14 protein-coding genes are annotated in these 22441 nt (G+C 57.9%); 8 read left to right on the forward strand and 6 right to left on the reverse strand.

Translation table 11 applies throughout. The annotated features are described in order from the left end of the window. Window positions 1-4: 4 nt before the first annotated feature. The gene (locus F3I21_RS17185) at window positions 5-1774 is read right to left on the reverse strand and encodes a GMC family oxidoreductase (protein WP_021506726.1); all 1770 of its coding nucleotides are present in this window, start codon (window positions 1772-1774) and stop codon (window positions 5-7) included. Between the two features lie 32 nt (window positions 1775-1806). Beyond that, window positions 1807-2538: a gluconate 2-dehydrogenase subunit 3 family protein gene (locus tag F3I21_RS17190; RefSeq protein ID WP_150059401.1), complete on the reverse strand. Its 732-nt coding sequence runs from the start codon at window positions 2536-2538 to the stop codon at window positions 1807-1809. 525 nt (window positions 2539-3063) lie between these two features. On the opposite strand from F3I21_RS17190, the gene F3I21_RS17195 reads away from it, so the two are divergent. From F3I21_RS17195 to F3I21_RS17205, 3 genes are all read left to right on the forward strand, one after another. After that, entirely contained in the window at window positions 3064-4638 is a 1575-nt protein-coding gene (locus F3I21_RS17195) for an ABC transporter substrate-binding protein (RefSeq protein ID WP_370515633.1), read from the forward strand. Window positions 4639-4808: 170 nt separating this feature from the next. Continuing rightward, on the forward strand, window positions 4809-6311 hold the full coding sequence (locus F3I21_RS17200) for a helicase HerA-like C-terminal domain-containing protein (protein WP_150059402.1): 1503 nt from the start codon (window positions 4809-4811) through the stop codon (window positions 6309-6311). 23 nt (window positions 6312-6334) lie between these two features. After that, window positions 6335-7612: a DUF445 domain-containing protein gene (locus tag F3I21_RS17205; protein WP_150059403.1), complete on the forward strand. Its 1278-nt coding sequence runs from the start codon at window positions 6335-6337 to the stop codon at window positions 7610-7612. Window positions 7613-7727: 115 nt separating this feature from the next. Here the strand turns inward: F3I21_RS17205 and lptG are convergent, their stop codons facing one another. Then, window positions 7728-8804, reverse strand: a complete 1077-nt coding sequence (gene lptG / locus F3I21_RS17210; RefSeq protein WP_021506721.1) for an LPS export ABC transporter permease LptG — start codon at window positions 8802-8804, stop codon at window positions 7728-7730. Next, window positions 8804-9904, reverse strand: coding sequence for an LPS export ABC transporter permease LptF (lptF, locus tag F3I21_RS17215; protein WP_150059404.1), 1101 nt, complete (start codon window positions 9902-9904; stop codon window positions 8804-8806). The genes lptG and lptF overlap by 1 nt, the downstream gene beginning before the upstream one ends. A gap of 267 nt (window positions 9905-10171) precedes the next feature. Between lptF and pepA the strand changes: the two genes are divergently transcribed. The 4 genes from pepA to F3I21_RS17235 all read left to right on the forward strand — a co-directional run bounded on the left by pepA (window position 10172) and on the right by F3I21_RS17235 (window position 15834). After that, window positions 10172-11683 carry a leucyl aminopeptidase gene (pepA, locus tag F3I21_RS17220; protein WP_127834592.1) on the forward strand — a complete coding sequence of 504 codons (1512 nt, stop codon included), beginning with the start codon at window positions 10172-10174 and terminating at the stop codon, window positions 11681-11683. Between the two features lie 261 nt (window positions 11684-11944). Next, a complete protein-coding gene (locus F3I21_RS17225) occupies window positions 11945-12403 on the forward strand; it encodes a DNA polymerase III subunit chi (protein ID WP_021506718.1) in 459 nt (152 codons plus the stop codon). Between the two features lie 5 nt (window positions 12404-12408). Beyond that, entirely contained in the window at window positions 12409-15264 is a 2856-nt protein-coding gene (locus F3I21_RS17230; RefSeq protein ID WP_150059405.1) for a valine--tRNA ligase, read from the forward strand. A 63-nt stretch (window positions 15265-15327) separates the two neighbouring features. After that, the gene (locus F3I21_RS17235; RefSeq protein ID WP_370515634.1) at window positions 15328-15834 is read left to right on the forward strand and encodes a GNAT family N-acetyltransferase; all 507 of its coding nucleotides are present in this window, start codon (window positions 15328-15330) and stop codon (window positions 15832-15834) included. 12 nt (window positions 15835-15846) lie between these two features. Here the strand turns inward: F3I21_RS17235 and F3I21_RS17240 are convergent, their stop codons facing one another. Then, on the reverse strand, window positions 15847-17277 hold the full coding sequence (locus F3I21_RS17240) for a PLP-dependent aminotransferase family protein (RefSeq protein ID WP_058757217.1): 1431 nt from the start codon (window positions 17275-17277) through the stop codon (window positions 15847-15849). A gap of 210 nt (window positions 17278-17487) precedes the next feature. On the opposite strand from F3I21_RS17240, the gene F3I21_RS17245 reads away from it, so the two are divergent. Further along, window positions 17488-19857 (forward strand): Ig-like domain-containing protein, encoded by a 2370-nt coding sequence (locus tag F3I21_RS17245; protein WP_150059406.1) that lies wholly within the window; start codon window positions 17488-17490, stop codon window positions 19855-19857. Between the two features lie 348 nt (window positions 19858-20205). Here the strand turns inward: F3I21_RS17245 and F3I21_RS17250 are convergent, their stop codons facing one another. After that, the gene (locus F3I21_RS17250) at window positions 20206-22296 is read right to left on the reverse strand and encodes a bifunctional diguanylate cyclase/phosphodiesterase (RefSeq protein WP_150059407.1); all 2091 of its coding nucleotides are present in this window, start codon (window positions 22294-22296) and stop codon (window positions 20206-20208) included. Between the last annotated feature and the right edge of the window lie 145 nt (window positions 22297-22441).

The following is a 22441-nucleotide window of genomic DNA, read 5'->3' on the forward strand; positions in this document are numbered from 1 at the left end:
GTGCTTATGCCTGTACCAGTGGGCCGGGATTCTGCAAATAGTGCTCTTTAATAGCCTGCGCCGCCATCAGGGTAATCGCGCCGATGGTGTCGGTCGGGTTCGCCTGGAAGTTCTGCGGGAAGGCGTTACCGCCCGGCACAAATACGTTGTGCACATCCCAGCTTTGCAGGTACTTGTTCAGCGCCGAGGTTTTCGGGTTGTCGCCCATCACCGCGCCGCCCACGTTGTGGGTAGAGACGTATTTGGTCAGGTCAAAATCAGCGCCCATCGGCAGGAAGCTCATGCTCATGCTGTCCGGATTCAGCTCTTTGGCGATATCGCCAACGATGCCTTTCAGGTGCTGCTGCAGCTTGAGCTCGTTCTGTTTCCAGTTAAAGGTCATGCGCAGCAGCGGCTGACCGCGATGGTCGGTGTAGTGCGGATCCAGATCCAGATAGATATCGCGGTACGACTGGCAGGTGGTGGTAATACTGATCTTCATCGAATGGTTGTACCACTGCTCCAGCCCCTCTTTGTACCCCATGCCCCAGCTCGGTGTGCCTTTCGGCAGCGCGGTGCCAATCGGCGTACCGGTCGCCTGTGAACTGTGGATTTTGGCGCCGCCGAGGAAGCCGAGTCCCGGACCGTCGAAGTTGCCAGGCGAGATGTCATTAAACATCTGACCGGTCGCGCCAGCGGTGGCGAAGGCGTTGAAGTTTTTGTCTTTGAAGAACAGCGTGGCGCCGCCGTTGGACAGAAACGCATAGTTACGCCCGACGACGCCCTCTTCGGTGATCGGGTTGTAGGGCTTGCCGATGCCGGACAGCAGCATCAGGCGCACGTTGTACAGCTGGAAGCTGGAGAGCACCACAATCTTCGCCGGCTGGAACACTTCGTTGCCGTCAGCGTCAAAATAGAGTACGCCCTTCGCGGTTTTGCCGTCGTCGTGCAGCACCACTTTGTACACTTCCGCGTGCACTTCATAGGAGAAGTTCGGCATGCGCTTCAGCGCGTCCATCACCGCCGTCTGCGGTGAGGCTTTTGAGTAGTTCAGGCACGGATATTTCGAGCAGTAGCCGCAGTAGTTGCAGGGAGCGATCTGGTTGCCGTACGGGTTTTTCCACGCGCGCGAGACGCAGGCTGACGGGTTCGGGAACGGATGATAGCCCAGCTTCTTCGCCGCCTCTTTGAACATCACGTTGTTTAGCGTATCGTCCAGCGCCGGCAGCGGATACGGCTCAGAACGCGGGCCTTCAAACGGATCGCCGCCTTCCAGAATTTGCCCGCGCAGGTTGCCGGTGGTGCCCGACTGGCCGCAAATCAGCTCAAACTTGTAGAAATACGGCTCGATCTCATCCCAGGTGAACGGGAAGTCCATCACGCGCATGTCATCCTGCAGGATGCCGGGCTTATAGGCCTGATCGACGTAGGTTTTCAGTTTGATATCGGTGGGCGTGGGGCGAATCAGTACCGCCGTCCAGTGCATGCCCGCGCCGCCGACGCCGGTACCCGGGGCAAATGCGCCCCATTTGCGGGTTGGCAGCGCCGTCTGGTCCATGTTGTAACGCACGGTGACCGCCACTTCTTTTGGCGTGGCGAACACTTTGTTGCGCACGTTATAGGCGTACTCATCGGCCGGTTTCGGGTAAGCGAAATCCGGGTAGTCGCGCTCGCCGCCGCGCTCAAGGGCGCGCACGTCCAGTCCGGCCATTGCCAGTTCAATACTCATCAGCGAGCCGGCCCAGCCGAGGCCGCACACCACGACGTCGACTTCTTTCTTTGTAATCTGTGCCATGTTTTTCTGTCTCACATACCAAATACGGGGATTCAGGCGCGTTCGCCCATCAGGCTGACCGGTCCGAGCGGATACGGCACGTTGTGCTGCTTCACCCATTCGGTGAAGCTGGCGCGTGCCCCCGGGAAGCCGATGGCGATCCAGGCTTTCATGCCTTTGTTGCCGCCGTACATCGGGTCAGCGAGGTAGCCGTGTTTGGTATCGGAAAGCAGCTGGCTGAAGAACTGCGAAGCTTTCAGGTTCGGTTCGCCCAGCGCGGCGAAGTCGATACCGTCGTTTTTATTCACTTTGGTCAGCACCGCGTCTTTCTCAACCAGCGTCAGCTGAGAGAACGCTTTGTGGTAGGTGCTCTGCGTCCACTGCTCCACCAGTTTGATGCCGGTGCGATATATCTGCTGCGGCGTGAACGGGATCTGATAGCCCATGGTGGCGGGCGCGTGCACATCAAACGGCCCCTGCAGGTAGATCTCTGCGCCGAACTCCGGGCTGTGCAGCTGCTGGTCAATGAAGATCGGCACGTTGGTTTCCAGCGCACCCGGCGCTTTGCCGTTGCCACCGGCGGGGATCAGGCGATCGGTCGCGGCCAGAATAAATTGCCACTCCTCAGCGCTAAAAAAGATCGGTTTATAGTCGGCAAGGTCCGGTGCTGCCATTTCCGCAGCCTGGGCTGCAGTCAGTCCTTTTAAAACCAGGTCGCTTAATGGCAAAGCCAGCAACGACCCAAGTAAAAACTTACGTCTGGTGGTCGGTTTTTCTAAAAGCATGGCGCGACGACTCTCACTTGCTAAGAAAGGGAATTATTTTTGTTAATAGATTTATAAATCGGCAAACAAGCTGGCAATCTTATGGATACAAATATTTCAGGATGTAAGCATTAAATTAGAAATGTGTTTTGATGAGAAACCATCAACCTTACGAAAAGTTGCCATACGCTGTGGACGCGCTTTCGCAGCGGGAATTGCGCTTTTAACCGTACAAATGCCAGGAGATTAGAGCCAGAGACTGGGCAAATGACTGAAACACATCGGCGCGAGAAATAGTCGCTCAGCTTAATTAATCAGAAAAAATCATACTTCCATACCAGAGCTTATTCTTATCAATAACCGCTTATTGGCTCAATGCGCAACGTCTGAGCGGTTTATTTCCTGAATATGACAGCGCGCGCACAAAATATCCGATTAGTTAATTGCCGGTATTAATTGTTATTTCCGGCACAGCTCAGAACAAACCGGCATTTAGCCTGCAGCACGACAGCGATAAAGTCGTCGCATCAATTACTCAGGATAATCATGATGCGAGCACTCTTATTGTTCTTCACCTTATTCAGCAGCGCCTTTGCCCTGCAGGCCGCCACGCCAAAAGACACGCTGGTGGTGGCCGTGCCGCTCGACGGCATTATCAGCTTCGACCCGGCAGAAAGTTTTGAGACCGTCAGTAACAGCGTGCAGCGCAATATTTATCAGACTCTGGTAGAGGCCGATCGCGATGCGCCACAAAAACTCGCGCCGCTGCTCGCCACCTCATGGCAGCCCGGCAGCACGCCGCACAGCCTGGTGTTCAATCTGAAACCGGATGCGCATTTCGTTAGCGGTAACCCGGTGACCGCGCAGGACGTGGTGTTTTCGCTGACGCGCGCGGTGCAGCTCAATAAAGCCCCGTCGTTTATTCTCGCTGAGTTTGGCTGGACGGCGGACAACATCGCCAGCCAGCTGCGGGCGGTGAACGATCATCAGCTGGAGATTCAGTGGCCGGCGCAGATTGGTCAGGACCTGGCGCTGCGCCTGCTGACCGCGCCGGTGGCCTCGGTGGTGGACAGCAAAACCGTGCAGCAGCACATTACCGCCAACGACAGCGGCAACGGCTGGCTGCACACTCACTCCGCGGGCAGCGGCGCATTCAGCATCCAGCAATATGTGCCGCAGCAGGCGCTGGTGCTGAGCGCAAATCCGCACGCCAGCCCGCAGCCGCAGCTGAAACGCATCCTGCTAAAAGGCGTGGCCGATGCCGGTGCGCGCCGCCTGCTGATTCAGCAGGGCGATGTCGATGTGGCGTACCAGCTGGGCCCGGACCAGATCGATGCGCTGAAAAACGACCAGCAGCTGCGCATTGAGGCCTTCCCGTCGAGCCTGGTCTATTACCTGGCATTTAATACGCAAAACAAAGCGCAGCCGGCGCTGGGTAATCCGGCGCTGTGGCAGGCGGCGCGCTGGCTGGTGGATTACAACGCCATTTCACGCGATCTGCTGAAAGGCCAGTACCGTATTCACCAGAGCTTCCTGCCGCAGGGCTTTGATGGCGCGCTGGAGAATCAGCCGTTCCATTATGATGTGGCCAAAGCTAAAGCGATCCTGGCACAGGGCGGTATCAGGCCCGGCAGCAAATTCTCGCTGACGGTGATCAATCAGCCGCCGTACATCGACGTGGCGCAGGCGCTGCAGGCCAGCTTTGCCAAAGCCGACGTGCAGATTGAGCTGCAGCCGGTGGCGGAATCGGAACTGTGGGGCAAAATGCGCGGCCGTGATTTCCAGTCGATCTTTATTTACTGGGGCGCCGACTATGTGGATCCGAATACCAACGCCAGCGCCTTTGCCTATAACGTGCCGGGCGGTTCTAAAACGCTGGCGTGGCGCGTCGGCTGGGAAATTCCCGAACTGAGCGCGCAGACGCGCACCGCAGCCGGTGAGAGCGACGCCAGCCAGCGCCGCGCGCTGTATACCGCGCTGCAACAGCGCGTACAGCAGGATTCGCCGTTTGTGGTAATGCTGCAGGGCGCGCAGCAGGTGGCGGTGCGCAATAATGTCAGCCACGTGCAGCAGGGCATCGGCGTGAGCCTGCTGTTTTTCGATGCGGTAGAGAAGAGGTAGGTAGCTGCGCGCTGCTCCTCATTCCAGCCTTCTCCCGCCTGCGGGAGAAGGGCCGATCGCGTGGGCAGCAACCGGAACTCCCCTTATTTTTCACCCAAATATCCCTCTCTCTCCCGCGCACCGCTTGCTATTCTTTGAGTCATTACGCAATGCCGGAGAGCGCAAACATCATGACTACCCCACTGCTGATCGCCCAGACGCCTGACCTTCAACTGCATCTGCTGCCCGCCATGGCTAACCGTCACGGACTGATAACCGGCGCGACCGGCACCGGTAAAACCGTGACGCTGCAAAAGCTGGCGGAATCCTTCTCCGCCATCGGCGTGCCGGTGTTTATGGCCGATGTCAAAGGCGATCTTTCCGGCATTGCGGCCGCGGGCGATGGCTCGGAAAAGCTGCTGGCGCGGCTGGCGAAGATTGGCGTCACCGACTGGCAGGCGCAGAAAAATCCGGTGATGCTGTGGGATATTTTCGGCCAGCAGGGCCATCCGGTGCGCGCAACGGTGTCCGATCTCGGCCCGCTGCTGCTGGCGCGACTGCTCAGCCTCAACGAGGTGCAGTCCGGCGTGCTGCAAATTATCTTCCGTATTGCCGACGATCAGGGCCTGCTGCTGCTGGACTTCAAAGATTTGCGCGCCATGACGCAATACATCGGTGATAACGCCAAAGCGTTTCAGACGCAGTACGGCAATATCAGCAGCGCCTCGGTGGGCGCCATTCAGCGCGGCCTGCTGGCGCTGGAGCAGCAAGGTGCCGAACACTTCTTTGGCGAGCCAATGCTGGATATCCGTGACTGGATGCGCTGCGACGCTGACGGCAAAGGCTTCATCAATATCCTGGCAGCGGAAAAGCTTTATCAGCAGCCGAAACTCTACGCCACCAGCCTGCTGTGGCTGCTGGCGGAACTGTATGAACAGCTGCCGGAAGCCGGCGATCTTGACAAACCAAAGATGGTGTTCTTCTTTGACGAAGCGCATCTGCTGTTTAACGACGCGCCGCCGGTGCTGCTGGAGAAAGTGGAACAGGTGATTCGCCTGATTCGCTCGAAAGGCCTTGGCGTGTACTTTGTTACGCAGAATCCGGCGGACATTCCGGATAATGTGCTGGGTCAGCTGGGTAACCGCGTGCAGCATGCGCTGCGTGCCTTCACGCCGAAAGACCAGAAAGCGGTGAAAAGCGCCGCCGAAACGATGCGCGCCAACCCGGCGTTTAATACCGTGGAGGCGATTCAGGCGCTGGGCACCGGCGAGGCGCTGATCTCTTTCCTCGATGAGAAAGGCAGCCCGTCGATGGTGCAGCGCGCCATGGTGATCGCGCCGGGCTCGCGCATGGGGCCGGCCACTCCTGATGAACGCAACAGCCTGATCAACCATTCGCCGCTGTACGGCAAATACGACAGTGCCGTCGATCGCGAATCGGCGTTCGAAATGTTGCAGCGAGGCGTACAGGCCGCGCCGCAGCAGGCCGATGCGCCGCCCAGCAAAGGCAATAGCGTGGCGGTGGATGACGGCATTCTGGGTGGGCTGAAAGAGATTCTGTTCGGCAGCACCGGGCCGCGCGGCGGCAAGCGCGACGGCGTAGTGCAGAGCGTGGCGAAAAGCGCGGCGCGCCAGGTGACCAATCAGATCATCCGCGGCGTGCTGGGCAGTCTGCTCGGTGGACGCCGCCGTTAATCGCCCTCTGCTATGATCGTGGTATGGATAAATATCAACAATTAAAACGGAGCAAGCGTCTGGCCCTGTCGCTGCTGCTGATTGCCGCGGCGACCTTTGTCGTGACGCTGTTTCTGCCGCCCACGTTCTGGGTGCTGGGGCTGAAGGCTATTGCCGAAGCGGCGATGGTCGGTGCGCTGGCCGACTGGTTTGCGGTGGTGGCGCTGTTTCGTCGCGTGCCGGTGCCGTTTATCTCGCGCCATACGGCAATCATTCCACGCAACAAAGATCGCATCGGCGAGAATCTTGGCCGCTTCGTGCAGGAGAAGTTTCTCGATACCGATTCGCTGCTGGCACTGATTCGCTGCCACGATCCGTCACAGCTGCTGGCGCAGTGGCTCAATACGCCGGGCAACGCCGATCGCATTGGTCGCCATCTGCTGCAGGTGATGCGCGGTTTCCTCGATCTTACTGACGATCAGCGTATTCAGCGCTTTTTGCGCCGCGCGGTGCATCGCGCGCTGGATAAGGTCGATCTGACCCAGTCCAGCGCGCTGCTGCTGGACAGCCTGACCAAAAACAATCGCCATCAGGAACTGCTGGACGCTGCAGTGCAACAGCTGCTGCGTCTGCTGCACAAACCCGGCACGCGCGAGTTTATCGCGCTGCAGATTGTGCGCTGGCTGAAACGCGAACATCCGATCAAAGCCAAAGTGCTGCCAACCGAATGGCTGGGCGAACACAGCGCCGAGCTGGTCGCCAATGCGGTGGATTCGATTCTGGATGAAGTGGCGCGCGACCAGGGCCACGAATTCCGCCTCGGTTTTAACCGCGCGGTACAGCGCCTGATAGATCGACTGAAAAGCGATCCGGAGATGGCTGAACGCGCTGAGACCATCAAACACTGGCTGAAAGAGGATGAGTCGTTTAACCGTTATATCAGCGAGCTGTGGCAGGACCTGCGCCGCTGGCTGAAGAGCGACCTCAACAGTGATGATTCGCGCGTGCAGGAGCGGGTGCGGCTGGCGGCGCTGTGGCTGGGCGAAACGCTGGCTGCCGATGAAGCACTGCGTACCTCAATGAATCAGCATCTGGAAGACGCTGCGCGCAGCGTCGCGCCGGAGTTTGCGGCGTTTCTCACCCGTCACATCAGCGATACGGTGAAGAGCTGGGATGCGCGCGAGATGTCGCAACAGATTGAGCTGAACATTGGCCGTGATTTGCAGTTTATCCGCATCAACGGCACGCTGGTGGGCGGTACCATTGGTCTGGTGCTGTTTTTGCTGTCGCAGCTGCCGGGCTGGGTGCAGACGTTGCGCTAACGGTGCGGGCATCGACCTGGTTACCATGAATAAAAAAGGTCGCCATGAATGGCGACCCTACGGTAACGGTGCGGGAATGACAGGGGCGCCCTGAATCGCGCCCCTGCAACCATTATTACCGCCGCTTCAGCAACAGATACAAACTGATGGCAAAGAATGCGCCGCTCGGCAGAATCGCGCCCAGCACCGGCGGTAAACCGTACACCAGACTCAGTGGCCCGAAGATCTGATCCAGCACGTAGAACAGGAAGCCAAAGCTGATGCCGGTGACCACGCGCACGCCCATCGATACGCTTCTCAGCGGACCAAAGATAAACGACAGCGCCATCAGCATCATCACCGCCACCGACAGCGGCTGGAAGATTTTGCCCCACATATTCAGCAGATAGCGCCCGGATTCCTGGCCGCTCTGTTTGAGATATTTACTGTAGTTATACAGACCGCTGATCGACAGCGCGTCCGGGTCCAGCGCCACCACGCCCAGCTTGTCTGGCGTCAGATTGGTTTTCCATTCGCCGCTCAGGCTCTGTGAACCGGTAATCTGCTTCGGATCTTTCAGGTCCGACTCATCCACCTGCGACAGCTCCCACAGTTTGCGATCTTTATTCCAGACCGCGGTGGCGGCATAGCGCACGCTCAGCAGACGTCGCTGGTCGGTGAAGCGATAGATACTGACGCCGTCGATCTCGTTGTCGCCTTTAATGCGCTCAATGTAGATAAAGTCGTTGCCGTCTTTCGCCCACAGGCCGTTTTGCGTCGAGACCAGCGAGCCGCCGTACAGCTGCTGCGCCCGGTAGTTACGCGCCATCTGCTCGCCCTGCGGGGCGACAAACTCGCCCACTGCCATGGTCAGCAGCACCAGCGGAATCGCGGTTTTCATTACCGCCAGCGCCACCTGCAGACGGGTAAAGCCGGAGGCCTGCATCACCACCAGTTCGCTGCGCTGCGCCAGCGTGCCCAGCCCCAGCAGCGCGCCCAGCAGCGCCGCCATCGGGAAGAAGATCTCGATATCTTTCGGCACGCTGAGCAGCGTGTAGTAACCGGCATCCAGCGCGGTATACGCGCCCTGCCCGGTTTTACGCAGCTGATCGACGAACTTAATGATGCCCGACAGCGACACCAGCATGAACAACGTCATCATGATGGTGTTGAAGATAGTTTTGCCGATATAGCGGTCAAGGACCTTAAACATCACATGGATCCTCCACGGCTAAAGCGCGCGCGGAAACGGCGCATCGGCACGGTATCCCATACGTTGAGCGCCACCGCCAGCGCCAGATACGCCAGGTTGACCACCCACATCCAGATCGCCGGATCAAACCGGCCTTTCGCCGCGTTGGAGCGCAGTGAGCTCTGCAGCAGGAAGAAGATCAGGTAGAGCAGCATTGCCGGCAGCATCGACAGCACGCGGCCCTGCCGCGGGTTAACCACGCTGAGCGGCACCACCATCAGCGCCATCACCAGCACAGCGAACACCAGCGTCAGACGCCAGTGCAGCTCCGCCTGGAACTGCGGCGTTTTGGTTTTTATCAGCGTGCTGATATCGGCCTGATCGGCATCGTTAGGATCGAGCACCGCCTCTTTGTATCCCACCAGCGCCTGATAATTGACGAAGTCGGTTATGCGGAAGTCACGCAGCAATGCCGTGCCTTCGAAGCGCGTGCCTTTATCCAGCGTCACCGTCTGCGAGCCATCTTTGTGCTGCTCCATGTGACCGCTGTCGGCCAGCACCACCGATGGCCGTGCATTGCCCTTCGGTCGCAGCTGCGCCAGGAACACGCTGCCGAACTTGTTGCCTTTCACGTCTTCGACGAACAGCACGGTATTGCCGTCGCTGGAGGTCTGGAACTGCCCCGCCGCCAGCGCCGCCGCTCCCGGGTTGGCTTTGGCATTTTGTGTCACTTCATCCTGATAGCGCGAGGACCACGGGCCAAGCCAGATCACGTTGACCGCCGCCACCAGCGAGGTGAACAGCATCAGGATCATCGCCGCTTTAATCAGGACGCCTTTACCCAGCCCGCAGGCGTGCATCACCGTAATTTCACTTTCGGTGTACAGCCGCCCAAGGGTCATTAAAATCGCCAGAAACAAGCTTAGGGGCAGGATAAGTTGTGCCATTTCAGGCACGCCAAGTCCTAACAATGTCAGAACCAGATTTGTTGGGATTTCGCCATCCACCGCCGCACCCAAAATCCTGACTAACTTCTGGCAAAAGAAGATAAGTAGCAGGATGAACAGGATAGCCAGCTGGCTTTTGAGCGTTTCCCGAACCAGATATCTAATGATGATCACGCTTAGTACGCCTGTGAAAACTTGTCTTTTTGCAGGAAAATCGCTAGTTTCAACGCTTATCAGCCATTTTTCTTCATCAATGGCCGTCATGGTAGCTAAAATAGTATGACGAACGCGTTAGGGTGGTGAAAAAACAACACATTGTCACCCCACTCATTATGGCCGCCGGCGTTAAATTGTCATGGCGTCGCAACAAATTAATGGGTTACGAACGCGCTACATTCTAACGACAGCTAAGGCCGTTGTCTTTAAGATTCAGGAGAGTGCATGGAGTTCAGTGTAAAAAGCGGTAGCCCGGAAAAACAGCGCAGCGCCTGCATTGTGGTTGGCGTTTTCGAACCGCGTCGTCTGTCACCGATTGCCGAGCAGCTGGATAAGATCAGCGATGGCTACATCAGCGCGCTGCTGCGCCGCGGTGAGCTGGAGGGCAAAGTGGGCCAGACGCTGCTGCTGCACCATGTGCCAAATATCCTGTCCGAACGTATCCTGCTGATCGGCTGTGGTAAAGAGCGCGAGCTGGATGAGCGCCAGTACAAACAGGTGATTCAGAAAACCATCAATACCCTGAACGATACCGGTTCGATGGAAGCGGTGTGCTTTCTGACCGAACTGCACGTTAAAGGGCGCAATACCTACTGGAAAGTGCGCCAGGCGGTAGAAACCTCTAAAGAGACGCTGTACAACTTCGACCAGCTGAAAAGCAACAAAGTTGAGCCGCGCCGTCCGCTGCGCAAGCTGGTGTTCAACGTGCCGACCCGCCGTGAGCTGACCAGCGGTGAGCGCGCTATTCAGCACGGTCTGGCCGTTGCCGCCGGCGTCAAAGCGGCGAAAGACCTGAGCAATATGCCGCCGAATATTTGTAACGCCGCGTATCTGGCGTCGCAGGCACGTCAGCTGGCCGATGCGTACAGCAAAAACGTCACCACCCGCGTGATTGGCGAACAGCAGATGAAAGAGCTGGGCATGAACGCCTATCTGGCGGTCGGTGCCGGTTCGCACAATGAGTCGCTGATGTCGGTGATTGAGTACAAAGGCAGCAGCGACGCCGATGCGCGCCCTATCGTGCTGGTAGGTAAAGGGCTGACCTTTGACTCCGGTGGCATCTCCATCAAGCCTGCCGAGGCGATGGATGAGATGAAATATGACATGTGCGGCGCGGCGTCGGTGTACGGCGTGATGCGCATGGTGGCGGAGCTGAATCTGCCGCTGAACGTGGTCGGCGTGCTGGTGGGCTGTGAGAACATGCCGGACGGGCGCGCGATGCGTCCGGGCGACGTGCTGACCACCATGTCCGGCCAGACGGTTGAAGTGCTGAATACCGATGCCGAGGGCCGCCTGGTGCTGTGCGATGCGCTGACCTACGTTGAGCGCTTCGATCCGGAAGTGGTGATTGACGTCGCCACCCTGACCGGCGCCTGCGTGATTGCGCTGGGCCATCACGTCAGCGGGTTGATGTCGAACCACAATCCGCTGGCGCACGAGCTGATTAGCGCATCAGAGCAGTCGGGCGACCGCGCGTGGCGTCTGCCGATGGCCGACGAGTATCAGGAGCAGCTGGAATCTAACTTTGCCGATATGGCCAACATCGGTGGCCGTCCGGGCGGCGCAATTACCGCCGCCTGCTTCCTGGCACGCTTTGCGCGTAAGTTTAACTGGGCGCACCTGGATATCGCTGGTACCGCCTGGCGCTCCGGTAAAGCCAAGGGCGCGACCGGACGTCCGGTACCGCTGCTGTCGCAGTTCCTGCTGAACCGCGCTGGCCTGAACGGCGACGATTAAGAGCCAGGGCGAATGCTGCGACGGTGCTCATGAATGCGTTAAATACCGTGCGGCCATTGGAACGGTGCGCATGAATGCGCACCCTACGGGTGTAATGATACGTATCACTGCGCACCCTACGGTGTAGGGTCGCCGTTCACGGCGACCTGATTATCAGCCGCACGGTTTACAGGGTCGCCATTAATGGCGACCTTATTATTGGACGCCGCAATCTTACTGTCGCACAATGCGCCCCACTGTCATTGATGGAAATAACCTGCCATGAAAAACGCCACCTTCTTCGTGATGGAGTCTGAAAGCGCCAGCGACGGCTTAAGCGCCATCGAAGCGCTGGTGTGCGATTTGGCCGCCAGCCGCTGGCGAGACGGTAAGCGCATCCTGATTGCCTGCGAAGATGAACAGCAGGCCAATCGGCTGGATGAAGCGCTGTGGCAGCGTCCGGCCAACGCCTTTGTGCCGCACAACCTGGCCGGCGAAGGCCCGCGCTACGGCGCGCCGGTTGAGCTGGCCTGGCCGCAGCGACGCGGCAGTGCGCCGCGCGATCTGCTGATCAGCCTGCTGCCACAGTTTGCAGATTTTGCTACCGGTTTCCATGAAGTGATAGACTTCGTACCTTATGAAGAATCCCTGAAACAACTGGCGCGCGACCGCTATAAAGCGTATCGCAGCGTTGGTTTCCAATTGAATACGGCGACGCCACCCCCGCCGCAAACGACATAGCAGATATGGAAAAGACATATAACCCGCAAGATATCGAGCAGCCGCTCTACGAGCACTGGGAACAGCAGGGCTACTTCAAACCGAATGGCGATACCAGCCAGGAAAGCTTTTGCATCATGATCCCGCCGCCGAACGTCACCGGTAGCTTGCATATGGGTCACGCCTTCCAGCAAACCATCATGGATACCATGATCCGCTACCAGCGCATGCAGGGTAAAAACACCCTGTGGCAGGCAGGTACGGACCACGCCGGTATCGCCACGCAGATGGTGGTTGAGCGCAAGATCGCCGCTGAAGAGGGCAAAACGCGTCAGGATTACGGTCGTGACGCCTTCATCGAAAAAATCTGGCAGTGGAAGGCTGAATCCGGCGGCACCATCACCCGCCAGATGCGTCGCCTCGGCAACTCGGTTGACTGGGAGCGCGAGCGCTTCACCATGGATGAAGGCCTGTCCAACGCGGTGAAAGAAGTCTTCGTCCGTCTGTACAAAGAAAACCTGATTTACCGTGGCAAGCGCCTGGTGAACTGGGACCCGAAACTGCGCACGGCGATCTCTGATCTCGAAGTGGAAAACCGCGAGAGCAAAGGCTCAATGTGGCACATTCGCTATCCGCTGGCTGACGGCGTGAAAACCGCCGAAGGCAAAGATTACCTGGTGGTGGCCACCACCCGTCCGGAAACCCTGCTGGGCGATACCGGCGTGGCGGTCAACCCGGAAGATCCACGTTATAAAGATCTGATCGGCAAAGAGGTGATCCTGCCGCTGGTGAACCGTCGTATTCCGATCGTCGGCGACGAACACGCCGATATGGAGAAAGGTACCGGCTGCGTGAAGATCACCCCGGCGCACGACTTCAACGACTACGAAGTGGGCCGTCGTCACAAGCTGCCGATGATCAACATCCTGACCTTTGATGGCGATATCCGCGAGCGTGCGGAAGTGTTCGACACCAACGGTGAAGTCAGCGATGCCTGTTCCGATGAAATTCCGCCGCAGTTCCAGAAGATGGAGCGTTTTGCCGCGCGTAAAGCGATTGTCGCCGCCGTTGACGAGCTCGGCCTGCTCGACGAAATCAAACCACACGATCTGACGGTGCCCTACGGCGACCGCGGCGGCGTGGTGATCGAGCCGATGCTGACCGATCAGTGGTACGTGCGCACGGCCCCGCTGGCGAAAGTCGCGGTGGAAGCGGTAGAAAACGGCGACATTCAGTTTGTGCCGAAGCAGTATGAAAACATGTACTTCTCGTGGATGCGCGACATCCAGGACTGGTGCATCTCGCGTCAGCTGTGGTGGGGCCACCGCATTCCGGCCTGGTACGACAACAACGGTAACGTCTATGTCGGCCGCAGCGAAGAAGAAGTGCGCCAGGAAAACAATCTGACCGCCGACGTGACGCTGCGCCAGGATGACGACGTGCTTGATACCTGGTTCTCTTCCGGCCTGTGGACATTCTCTACGCTGGGCTGGCCGGAGAATACCGAAGCGCTGCGCACCTTCCATCCTACCAGCGTGCTGGTGAGCGGCTTCGACATCATCTTCTTCTGGATTGCGCGCATGATCATGCTGACCATGCACTTCATCAAAGATGAAAACGGCAAGCCGCAGGTTCCGTTTAAAACCGTCTACATGACCGGTTTGATCCGCGATGAAGAAGGCCAGAAGATGTCTAAGTCGAAAGGCAACGTCATCGATCCGCTGGATATGGTGGACGGCATTTCGCTGGAAGATCTGCTGGAGAAACGCACCGGCAACATGATGCAGCCGCAGCTGGCCGAGAAGATTCGCAAACGCACCGAGAAGCAGTTCCCGGACGGTATCGTGCCTTCCGGCACCGATGCGCTGCGCTTCACCCTCGCCGCGCTGGCGTCCACCGGTCGTGACATCAACTGGGATATGAAGCGACTGGAAGGCTACCGCAACTTCTGTAACAAGCTGTGGAACGCCAGCCGCTTCGTGCTGATGAACACCGAAGATCAGGATTGCGGCCAGAACGGCGGCGAGCTGAAGCTGTCGCTGGCGGATCGCTGGATTCTGACGGAATTCAACAGCACCGTGAAAGCGTACCGTGAAGCGCTGGATAGCTATCGCTTTGATATCGCTGCCAACATTTTGTACGACTTCACCTGGAACCAGTTCTGTGACTGGTATCTGGAGCTGACCAAGCCGGTGATGAACAGCGGCAGCGAAGCGGAGCTGCGCGGCACGCGCAACACGCTGGTGACGGTGCTGGAAGCGTTGCTGCGCCTGGCGCATCCAATCATCCCGTTCATTACCGAGACCATCTGGCAGCGCGTAAAAGTGCTGAAGAACATCGACCACGATACCATCATGCTGCAGCCGTTCCCGCAGTATGACGCGGCGAAGGAAGACGCGGAAGCGAAGGCCGATATCGAGTGGATGAAGCAGGCAATTGTGGCGGTGCGTAATATCCGTGCCGAAATGAACATCGCGCCGAGCAAGCCGCTCGACGTGCTGCTGCGCGACTGCTCGCCGGCGGCGCAGCGTCGTGTTGAAGAGAACCGCAACTTCCTGTCGCGCCTGGCGCGTCTGGAGAGCCTGACCATTCTGCCAGCCGGCGAGAAAGGTCCGGTCTCGGTGACCAAGATTGTTGATGGCGCAGAGCTGCTGATCCCGATGGCAGATCTGGTCAACAAGGAAGCCGAGCTGGAGCGTCTGGCAAAAGAGCTGGTGAAGCTGGATGTCGAGATCGAGAAGATTCAGACCAAACTGGCTAACGAAGGCTTTGTATCGCGCGCACCGGAAGCGGTGGTGGCGAAAGAGCGCGAGCGCGTAGCCGAGCTGGAGCAATCAAAAGCAAAACTGATTGAACAGCAGGGCGTGATTGCGGCATTGTAAGCGCTTCAGTCCTGACGCTTAATCGAAGCCGGGCACTGCCCGGCTTTTTTCTATCGGAAGATTATGATGACCACCGCCACGCCACTTAACCTGCAGGTGCGCCCGATTGTCGCCGCCGATAATCCGCGGATTGCCCAGGTGATCCGCGATGTCTCCGCCGAGTTCGGCCTGACGGCGGATAAAGGTTATACCGTGTCCGACCCGCAGCTCGATCGGTTATTTGAGCTGTACAGTGCCGCGGACAGCGCTTACTGGATCGTGGAGCATGAAGGTCAGGTGGTCGGTGGCGGCGGCGTGGCACCGCTGGCCTGCAGCGCACCGGATATCTGTGAGTTGCAGAAGATGTATTTCCTGCCGTCGGTGCGCGGACTGGGGTTAGCGCGCGAACTGGCGCTGCGCGCGATGGATTTTGCCCGCCAGCACGGGTTCCGGCGCTGCTACCTGGAGACCACCGGCAGCCTGACGCGCGCCATTAAGCTCTATCAGTCGCTGGGCTTTGAACAGATTGCGGATGCGATGGGCTGTACCGGCCACGTGGATTGCGAAGTGAGAATGCTGCGGGTGTTGTGAGGGAAAAACCACTCACTTCTCTACCGCAACGCCCTGCGCCAGCTGACCAATTAACGCTCCCAGCGTCTCCACCGCCGCCTCGGCGCGTGCATCCCATGGCCAGGCGGTGTTGAAGCGGAAGCAGTGGCTGAAACTCTCGCTGCTGGAAAACAGCTGGCCCGGCGCAATACTGATGCCCTGCTGCAGCGCCAGATGATACAGCTGCGTGGCGTTAATCTGCTCCGGCAAGGTAATCCACAAAAAGTAGCCACCGGGCGTATCGCTGATGTGCGCCTCGGCGGGCAGCACGCGGCGCAGCGCCTGCTGTGCCAGCTGTTTGCGCTTCGCCAGCGTCTGTCGCAGCTTTTTCAGATGCGTATCGTAGCTGCGGGTGCTAAGAAAATCCGCCAGCGCCAGCTGCATCGGCGCGCTGGTCGAGAGCGTACTCATCATCTGAATACGCTGCACGCGCTGCGCATAGCGCCCCGCCGCGACCCAGCCCACGCGAAATCCCGCCACCAGATTTTTCGAAAAGCTGCCGCAGTGCAGCACGTAACCCTCGCGGTCGAACGCTCTGGCCGGCAACGGCTTATCGTGGCCGTGATACAGGTCGCTGTAGACGTCGTCCTCTATCATCGCCACCTGATAACGCGTCAGCAGCGCCACCAGCTGCTGTTTGCGCTCGGCGCTGAGGGTAAAGCCGAGCGGATTCTGCCGGTTGGTCATCAGCCAGCAGGCTTTCACCGGCCAGCGCTGCAGCGCCTGCTCCAGCTCATCCAGATCGATGCCCTGCTCCACATCGCTGGCGATAGCAATCGCGTTCAGCTTAAGCCGTTCAATCGCCTGCAACGCGCCATAGAAGGAAGGGTTCTCAATCACCACCCAGTCGCCCGGTTCGGTCACCGCCTGCAGACTGAGGTTAAGCGCTTCCATCGCACCGTTAGTAATGACGATGTCATCCGGCGACAGCGTAATGCCCTGCTGCGCATAACGCTGGGCGAGGATTTTTCGCAGCGCTTCATTACCGGGCGGCAGATTATTCAGGGCATCGGTGGGTTTAAGATTGTGCGAGACCTTCACCAGCGAGCGCATCAGCTGGCGCTGGGGAAACAGTTCCGGATCGGGGAAGGCAGAACCAAACGGCATGATGGCCGGATCGCGCGTCGCCTGCAGCACATCAAACACGAAGCTGTTGGTATCGGCCTGGTCGGTTTTAGCGATTGCCTGGGTCGGCAAACGCGGACGGCTCTCCGCCGCGCGCGGTGCCACGTAGTAGCCCGACTGCGGCTTCGACACAATCCAGCCCTGGCTCTCCAGCACCTCGTAAGCGTGCATCACCGTCATCAGGCTTAACCCGCTCTGCTCCGCCTGCTGGCGCAGCGACGGCAGCTTTTCACCCGGCGGCCAGATGCGTGCTTCGATTTGCGTACGTAGCTGATCTACCAGCTGCTGGTATTTGGCCATGGCTCCATTCCCTGCGACCTGCGTGCGCGCCAGTATAGCCTGCCAGCCATTGCTGCGGCTAAAAATCCGTGTTCTTTTCCCGCGCGCCGCCAGTTTTCCTTCAAGACCTTTCTCGTTGGGAGAATTATCCGATCCACTAATAATCGCCACCTGCCGTTTGATGCGGCCAGATCCACCAGGACACTGATTATTACTTAACAGGAAAACCTCATGAGCACAGCACTCACCAACGCAAGACAACTCTGGACCACCGATCCGCAGCGCACCTTTAGCGGCTCCTCACCAGCCGAAGCCGGCGGTATCATGGAAATTGTGATGGACAGCACCGTCTATACCGTCTCCATCGCCGCTGACGGCAGCTGGAGCTGGCAGCCGCCGTTTCCGCTGGCTGAAGGCCCGCATAACCTCTCCGTGCGCACCATCGATCGCGCCGGAAATATTGGTGCTCCATCGCTATTAATCGTTAACGTTGACCTTACCGCGCCGGACCAGCCGCTGATTATTGGTGCCGGGGATGATTTCGGCGATAAAACCGGCCTGGTCAGTTCCGGCCAGCAGACGGATGACCGTACGCCGACCCTGAAAGGCGTGGCCGAGCCGGACAGCATTGTGCGCCTGTACAATGCGCAGAACCAGCTGATTGGCAGCGTTAAAGCCAGCAGCAACGGCTACTGGGAAATTACCCCGACGCTGGCTGACGGTGAGCATTCACTGTATGTCACCGCCACCGATGGCCGTGGCTACGTCAGTCAGGCATCGGAGGTATTTACGCTGACCGTTGCCGATGACTCTGTAGTCCCGGTTCCCGGCAAGGTGGAAATCACCCACGCGCAGGATGACGCCGGTGCCGCACAGGGCAAGCTGCTGGACGGCGCGCTGACCGATGACACCACGCCAACGCTGCACGGTACTGCGCCAGCCGGCAGCCACGTGCTGATTCAGTACCGGGACGTGAACGGCCAGTGGGTTGACGGCGGTTACGCTACGCTGATCGGCACCCAGTGGAGCTGGACACCGGATCAGGCGCTGGGTGAAGGCAAATGGGAGTTCCGCGCTTACGCCGGCAGCGGCTGGACCGACGAGTTCACACTGGAGATCGATTTGACGCCGGAGAGCGAACTCGCAATCACGCATGCGTGGGATGATTTTGGCATCAATACCGGTCTGTTACACAGTGGCGCAATCACCGATGACCGTACGCCAACACTGAACGGTCGCGCTGAGGCTAACAGCATTGTCTATATTCACTTCCGTAACGCGTTGAGCGACTGGGAAGTCCTGGGCAGCGTGCAGGCTGGCGCGGATGGCAGTTGGGTGTATGAAACCGACCGTATCTCACCGGGAAGCTATCAGTTCTCGGCCAGTGATAATGCTAAGGCGCACAACAGCAACAGTGATTTTGCATTGACGATAGCCAGTGATACGGGTTTAACACCACAGATCACCAGTGCGTTTGATAACTTTGGTAAATTAACCGGCGCGTTAAAATCCGGCGCGACAACTGACGATCCGACACCAGAAATTAGAGGTGTGGCTGAAGCCAACTCAGTGGTATACGTCGAATATCGTTCTCAGGATGGCAACTGGAATACAAGCCACTCAGTTAAAACAGATCACGCAGGCAACTGGTCATTTATTCCTGAAGAAGATTTGCATCGTGGCAAATGGCAATTTATAGCCAGAACGAGTGAATCAGGTGAAGAATCTTCACTATTCAATCTCAATATTCAGGCAGATATTACAGGAAAAACATTTTCAGAAACATTCGCTTCAATACCCTTAGGGAAAGTATCTCCATCAGGACTACAGATTGACGGAGCAGTGATTAAGTTTTCTAACATGAGCAATCCAAATTCGTTAGTGATTGCTGACACACATAGTTCTCGACACCTGTACGCGGGTCCGGCTGGAACGAATGTTTCAGCAACGATTGACATTGTTTTTGACTATTATGCCAAGTCATTTTCCGTAGATCTGTTAGGAATTGAGTACTCATCGAATCCAGCGACCATCAAGGTTTATGATCAATATAACAATGTCATTTATACTACGACACATACCCAAGATCGTCCATGGAAAACAACCAGTTATACTGCACCAGATGGAAAAATTATCGATCATGTTGAAATAATAATAAAAAATGAGGGTTCGGGACTGGATATTGACAATATTAAATACACCGCTTTAGATTACAAAAATAACTCTATAAATGAATCCAACATTAATAATGACGAAAGCGGACATATTCAAAGCGATGTAGTTGTCAGTTCGCTTTGTCATTCATCGGAAATTCTTATCGATAATTATGACAAAAAGGTAAATTTAAGTGTTGAAGATATATTAAATAAGGGAATGAAAAATCTCTTTATTGATGATGATCACTCGCAAATAGTGGTGCATGGTGATAAAGGATCCACTGTGCATCTCGAAGATATTCTTCCAGATGAACAATTGCTTACGAACTGGACCCAACAAACCGGCACCGTCACCATCGCTGGCGTGCAGTATGAAGTCTATTCCCACAACGGTAATGATGCTGAACTGCTGGTGCAGGAAGGGGTGAAAGTCGAGCTGGTGTGAGTTTTTTCTCCTCCTTTTTAGGTGAGCTTGAGGTAAAAGCCGTAGCAGGGATGCTGCGGCTTTTTTTGTTGGGTTAGTTGCGGTCTGGCCCTCACCCCGGCCCTCTCCCGCTCGCGGGAGAGGGAGAAAAGACATACAGCGTGCACACGGGAGAAGGAGAAAAGACATACAGCGCGCACGCGGGAGAGGGAGAAAAGACACACAGCGTGCACGTGGGAGAGGGAGAAGAGACACACAGCGTGCTCGCGGGAGAGGGTGAAAAGACACACAGCGTGCACGTGGGAGAGAGAGAAAAGACATACCGCGCGCACGCGGAAGAGAGGAGCTCCAGGCGGCAGAAACCAGCCCCTACTCCGCCATCAGCGCCGCGGGTTTGTCCTTAACAAAGTCCGGTAGCTCGCTGATGCGCTCTGGCGGTAGCGGTTTGCCCAGCAGGAAACCCTGCAGGGTGTCGCAGCCGAGCCCGGTGAGGAACGCCTGCTGATCCTGGGTTTCGACGCCTTCGGCCACCACTTTGAGATCCAGCGACTGCGCCAGCGCGACGATGGCGGAGACGATGGTGGCGTCTTCCGATTTCGCCTGCAGCTCGTTAACAAAGGCGCGGTCGATTTTCAGCTCGCTGGCCGGTAAGCGCTTGAGATACAGCAGGCTGGAGTAGCCGGTGCCGAAGTCATCAATCGAGGCTTTTACCCCCATGCTGGTCAGCTCGGTGAGGATGCGCACGCTCTCTTCCGGATCGCGCATCGCCGTGGTTTCGGTGACCTCCAGCGTCAGCAGCTCCGCCGGGATCTGGTGCTGTTCCAGCGCCTGCGTCACGGTGTCGACCAGGTTGCACTGCTCAAACTGCAAGGCAGAGAGGTTCACCGCCACCGACCAGTGCGGATGGCCCTGCTGGTGCCAGATGTGCAGCTGGCGACAGGCCTCGTTGATCACCCAGTTGCCGATATTAATGATCATGCCGGTCTTCTCGGCGATCGGTAAAAACTTGTCCGGCGTCAGCAGGCCGCGCGTCGGGTGCTGCCAGCGCAGCAGCGCTTCGAAGCCAATGATCGGCCCGCTCGGCGCGCAGTACTTAGGCTGATAGAACAGACGCAGTTCGTTGCTATCCAGCGCCTGCCACAGGTCATTATTAAGTTGCAGCTGCGACTGCGCCAGCGTGTTCATGGACGGCTGGAAGAAGTTGTAGCCGTTGCGGCCGTTGTTCTTGGTGTGATACATCGCGGCGTCGGCGTTAAACATCAGCTCGCGCTCGTCCTTGCCGTCACCGGGATAAACGGCGATGCCGATACTCAGCGACACCATCAGCTCGTAGCGTGACACGCTAAACGGGCGATCCACGGCTTTTACCAGCGCATCCGCCACCGCCGCCGCATCGTTGGGATCGCCGATCTCAATCAGCAGCACGAACTCATCACCGCCCAGTCGCGCCAGCGTGTAATGCCCTTTCATCTGGTCGGTCATGCGTTCGGTTACCGCAATCAGCAGGTTATCGCCGACGTGGTGACCAAAGGCATCGTTGACCGCTTTGAAACTGTCGAGATCCATAAACATCAGCGCAAACTGCGAGCGCTCGCGGTTGGCCTTGTTGATCGCCTGCTCGAGGCGATCTTCCAGCAGGATGCGGTTCGGCAGTCGCGTCAGGTTATCGTGCAGCGCCAGCTGCGCCAGCTCGCGGTTGGCCTCTGCCAGCGAGCGCGCGAGGATCGAGGTGCGCGCCTGCATACGCGCGTCGAGCATCGAAACCAACAGCGTAATGCCGAGAATCGCCAGCGTCACCACCGTGACCAGCATCGCCAGCCAGTCGCTGTTCACGCCGTGATGCGTGGCGTGACTGTGCATCGGGAAGTTCGCCGCCGCCATGCCGGTATAGTGCATGCCGGCAATGGCGCAGCCCATCACCACGGCCGCCCCGACGCGCAGTAGCGTAACGCGGCCATGTCCTTCGCGCAGGTTGAACGCCAGCCACAGCGCGGCACCGGAAGCCACCAGCGCAATCAGCACCGAAACCGCAATCCAGCCCCAGTTCCAGCTGATGCCCGGCTCAAACATCAGCGCCGCCATGCCGGTGTAGTGCATCGCCACCACGCCGGAACCCAGTACCAGCGCGCCGCCCAGCAGCCGTCGCCACGGCAAGTCGCCGGACGAGCACACCAGCCACAGGGCAAAGATGGAGGCGAGAACCGCCACCACCATTGAGGCGGCGGTAAGCAGCGGATCGTAGCTCATCACCATATCCAGGCTCATCGACAGCATGCCGATAAAGTGCATGGCCCAGATGCCAACGCCCATGGCGAAACCGCCGCCCAGCAGCCAGACCAGCGCCACCCGGCCGGTGGAGGAAGCGACGCGCCCCGCCATATCCAGCGCGGTAAACGAGGCCAGCATCGCTACCAGTATCGAAACGATAACGGTAAACGCATCGTACGAAGTCACTAACATAGTGATTTCCCATATAAAAAAGCTGTGTTAAGTCAGCTGTGGTGTTGTTGAAATGAAAAAGAAAATGTTGGTTTTATAATTGAAATTATCGGCAGACCGGCTGCCGATATGAGTCACTGAACGATGAAAGCTTCCGATGTGAAGG

This window comes from Pantoea sp. B_9, from assembly GCF_008632015.1.
Classification (GTDB): domain Bacteria; phylum Pseudomonadota; class Gammaproteobacteria; order Enterobacterales; family Enterobacteriaceae; genus Pantoea; species Pantoea dispersa.

Coding starts and splice junctions, on each gene's coding strand:
- F3I21_RS17185 (WP_021506726.1), bottom strand. CDS start 1,774: ATGGCACAGATTACAAAGAAAGAAGTCGACGTCGTGGTGTGCGGCCTC.
- F3I21_RS17190 (WP_150059401.1), bottom strand. CDS start 2,538: ATGCTTTTAGAAAAACCGACCACCAGACGTAAGTTTTTACTTGGGTCG.
- F3I21_RS17195 (WP_370515633.1), top strand. CDS start 3,064: ATGATGCGAGCACTCTTATTGTTCTTCACCTTATTCAGCAGCGCCTTT.
- F3I21_RS17200 (WP_150059402.1), top strand. CDS start 4,809: ATGACTACCCCACTGCTGATCGCCCAGACGCCTGACCTTCAACTGCAT.
- F3I21_RS17205 (WP_150059403.1), top strand. CDS start 6,335: ATGGATAAATATCAACAATTAAAACGGAGCAAGCGTCTGGCCCTGTCG.
- lptG (WP_021506721.1), bottom strand. CDS start 8,804: ATGTTTAAGGTCCTTGACCGCTATATCGGCAAAACTATCTTCAACACC.
- pepA (WP_127834592.1), top strand. CDS start 10,172: ATGGAGTTCAGTGTAAAAAGCGGTAGCCCGGAAAAACAGCGCAGCGCC.
- F3I21_RS17225 (WP_021506718.1), top strand. CDS start 11,945: ATGAAAAACGCCACCTTCTTCGTGATGGAGTCTGAAAGCGCCAGCGAC.
- F3I21_RS17230 (WP_150059405.1), top strand. CDS start 12,409: ATGGAAAAGACATATAACCCGCAAGATATCGAGCAGCCGCTCTACGAG.
- F3I21_RS17235 (WP_370515634.1), top strand. CDS start 15,328: ATGATGACCACCGCCACGCCACTTAACCTGCAGGTGCGCCCGATTGTC.
- F3I21_RS17240 (WP_058757217.1), bottom strand. CDS start 17,277: ATGGCCAAATACCAGCAGCTGGTAGATCAGCTACGTACGCAAATCGAA.
- F3I21_RS17245 (WP_150059406.1), top strand. CDS start 17,488: ATGAGCACAGCACTCACCAACGCAAGACAACTCTGGACCACCGATCCG.
- F3I21_RS17250 (WP_150059407.1), bottom strand. CDS start 22,296: ATGTTAGTGACTTCGTACGATGCGTTTACCGTTATCGTTTCGATACTG.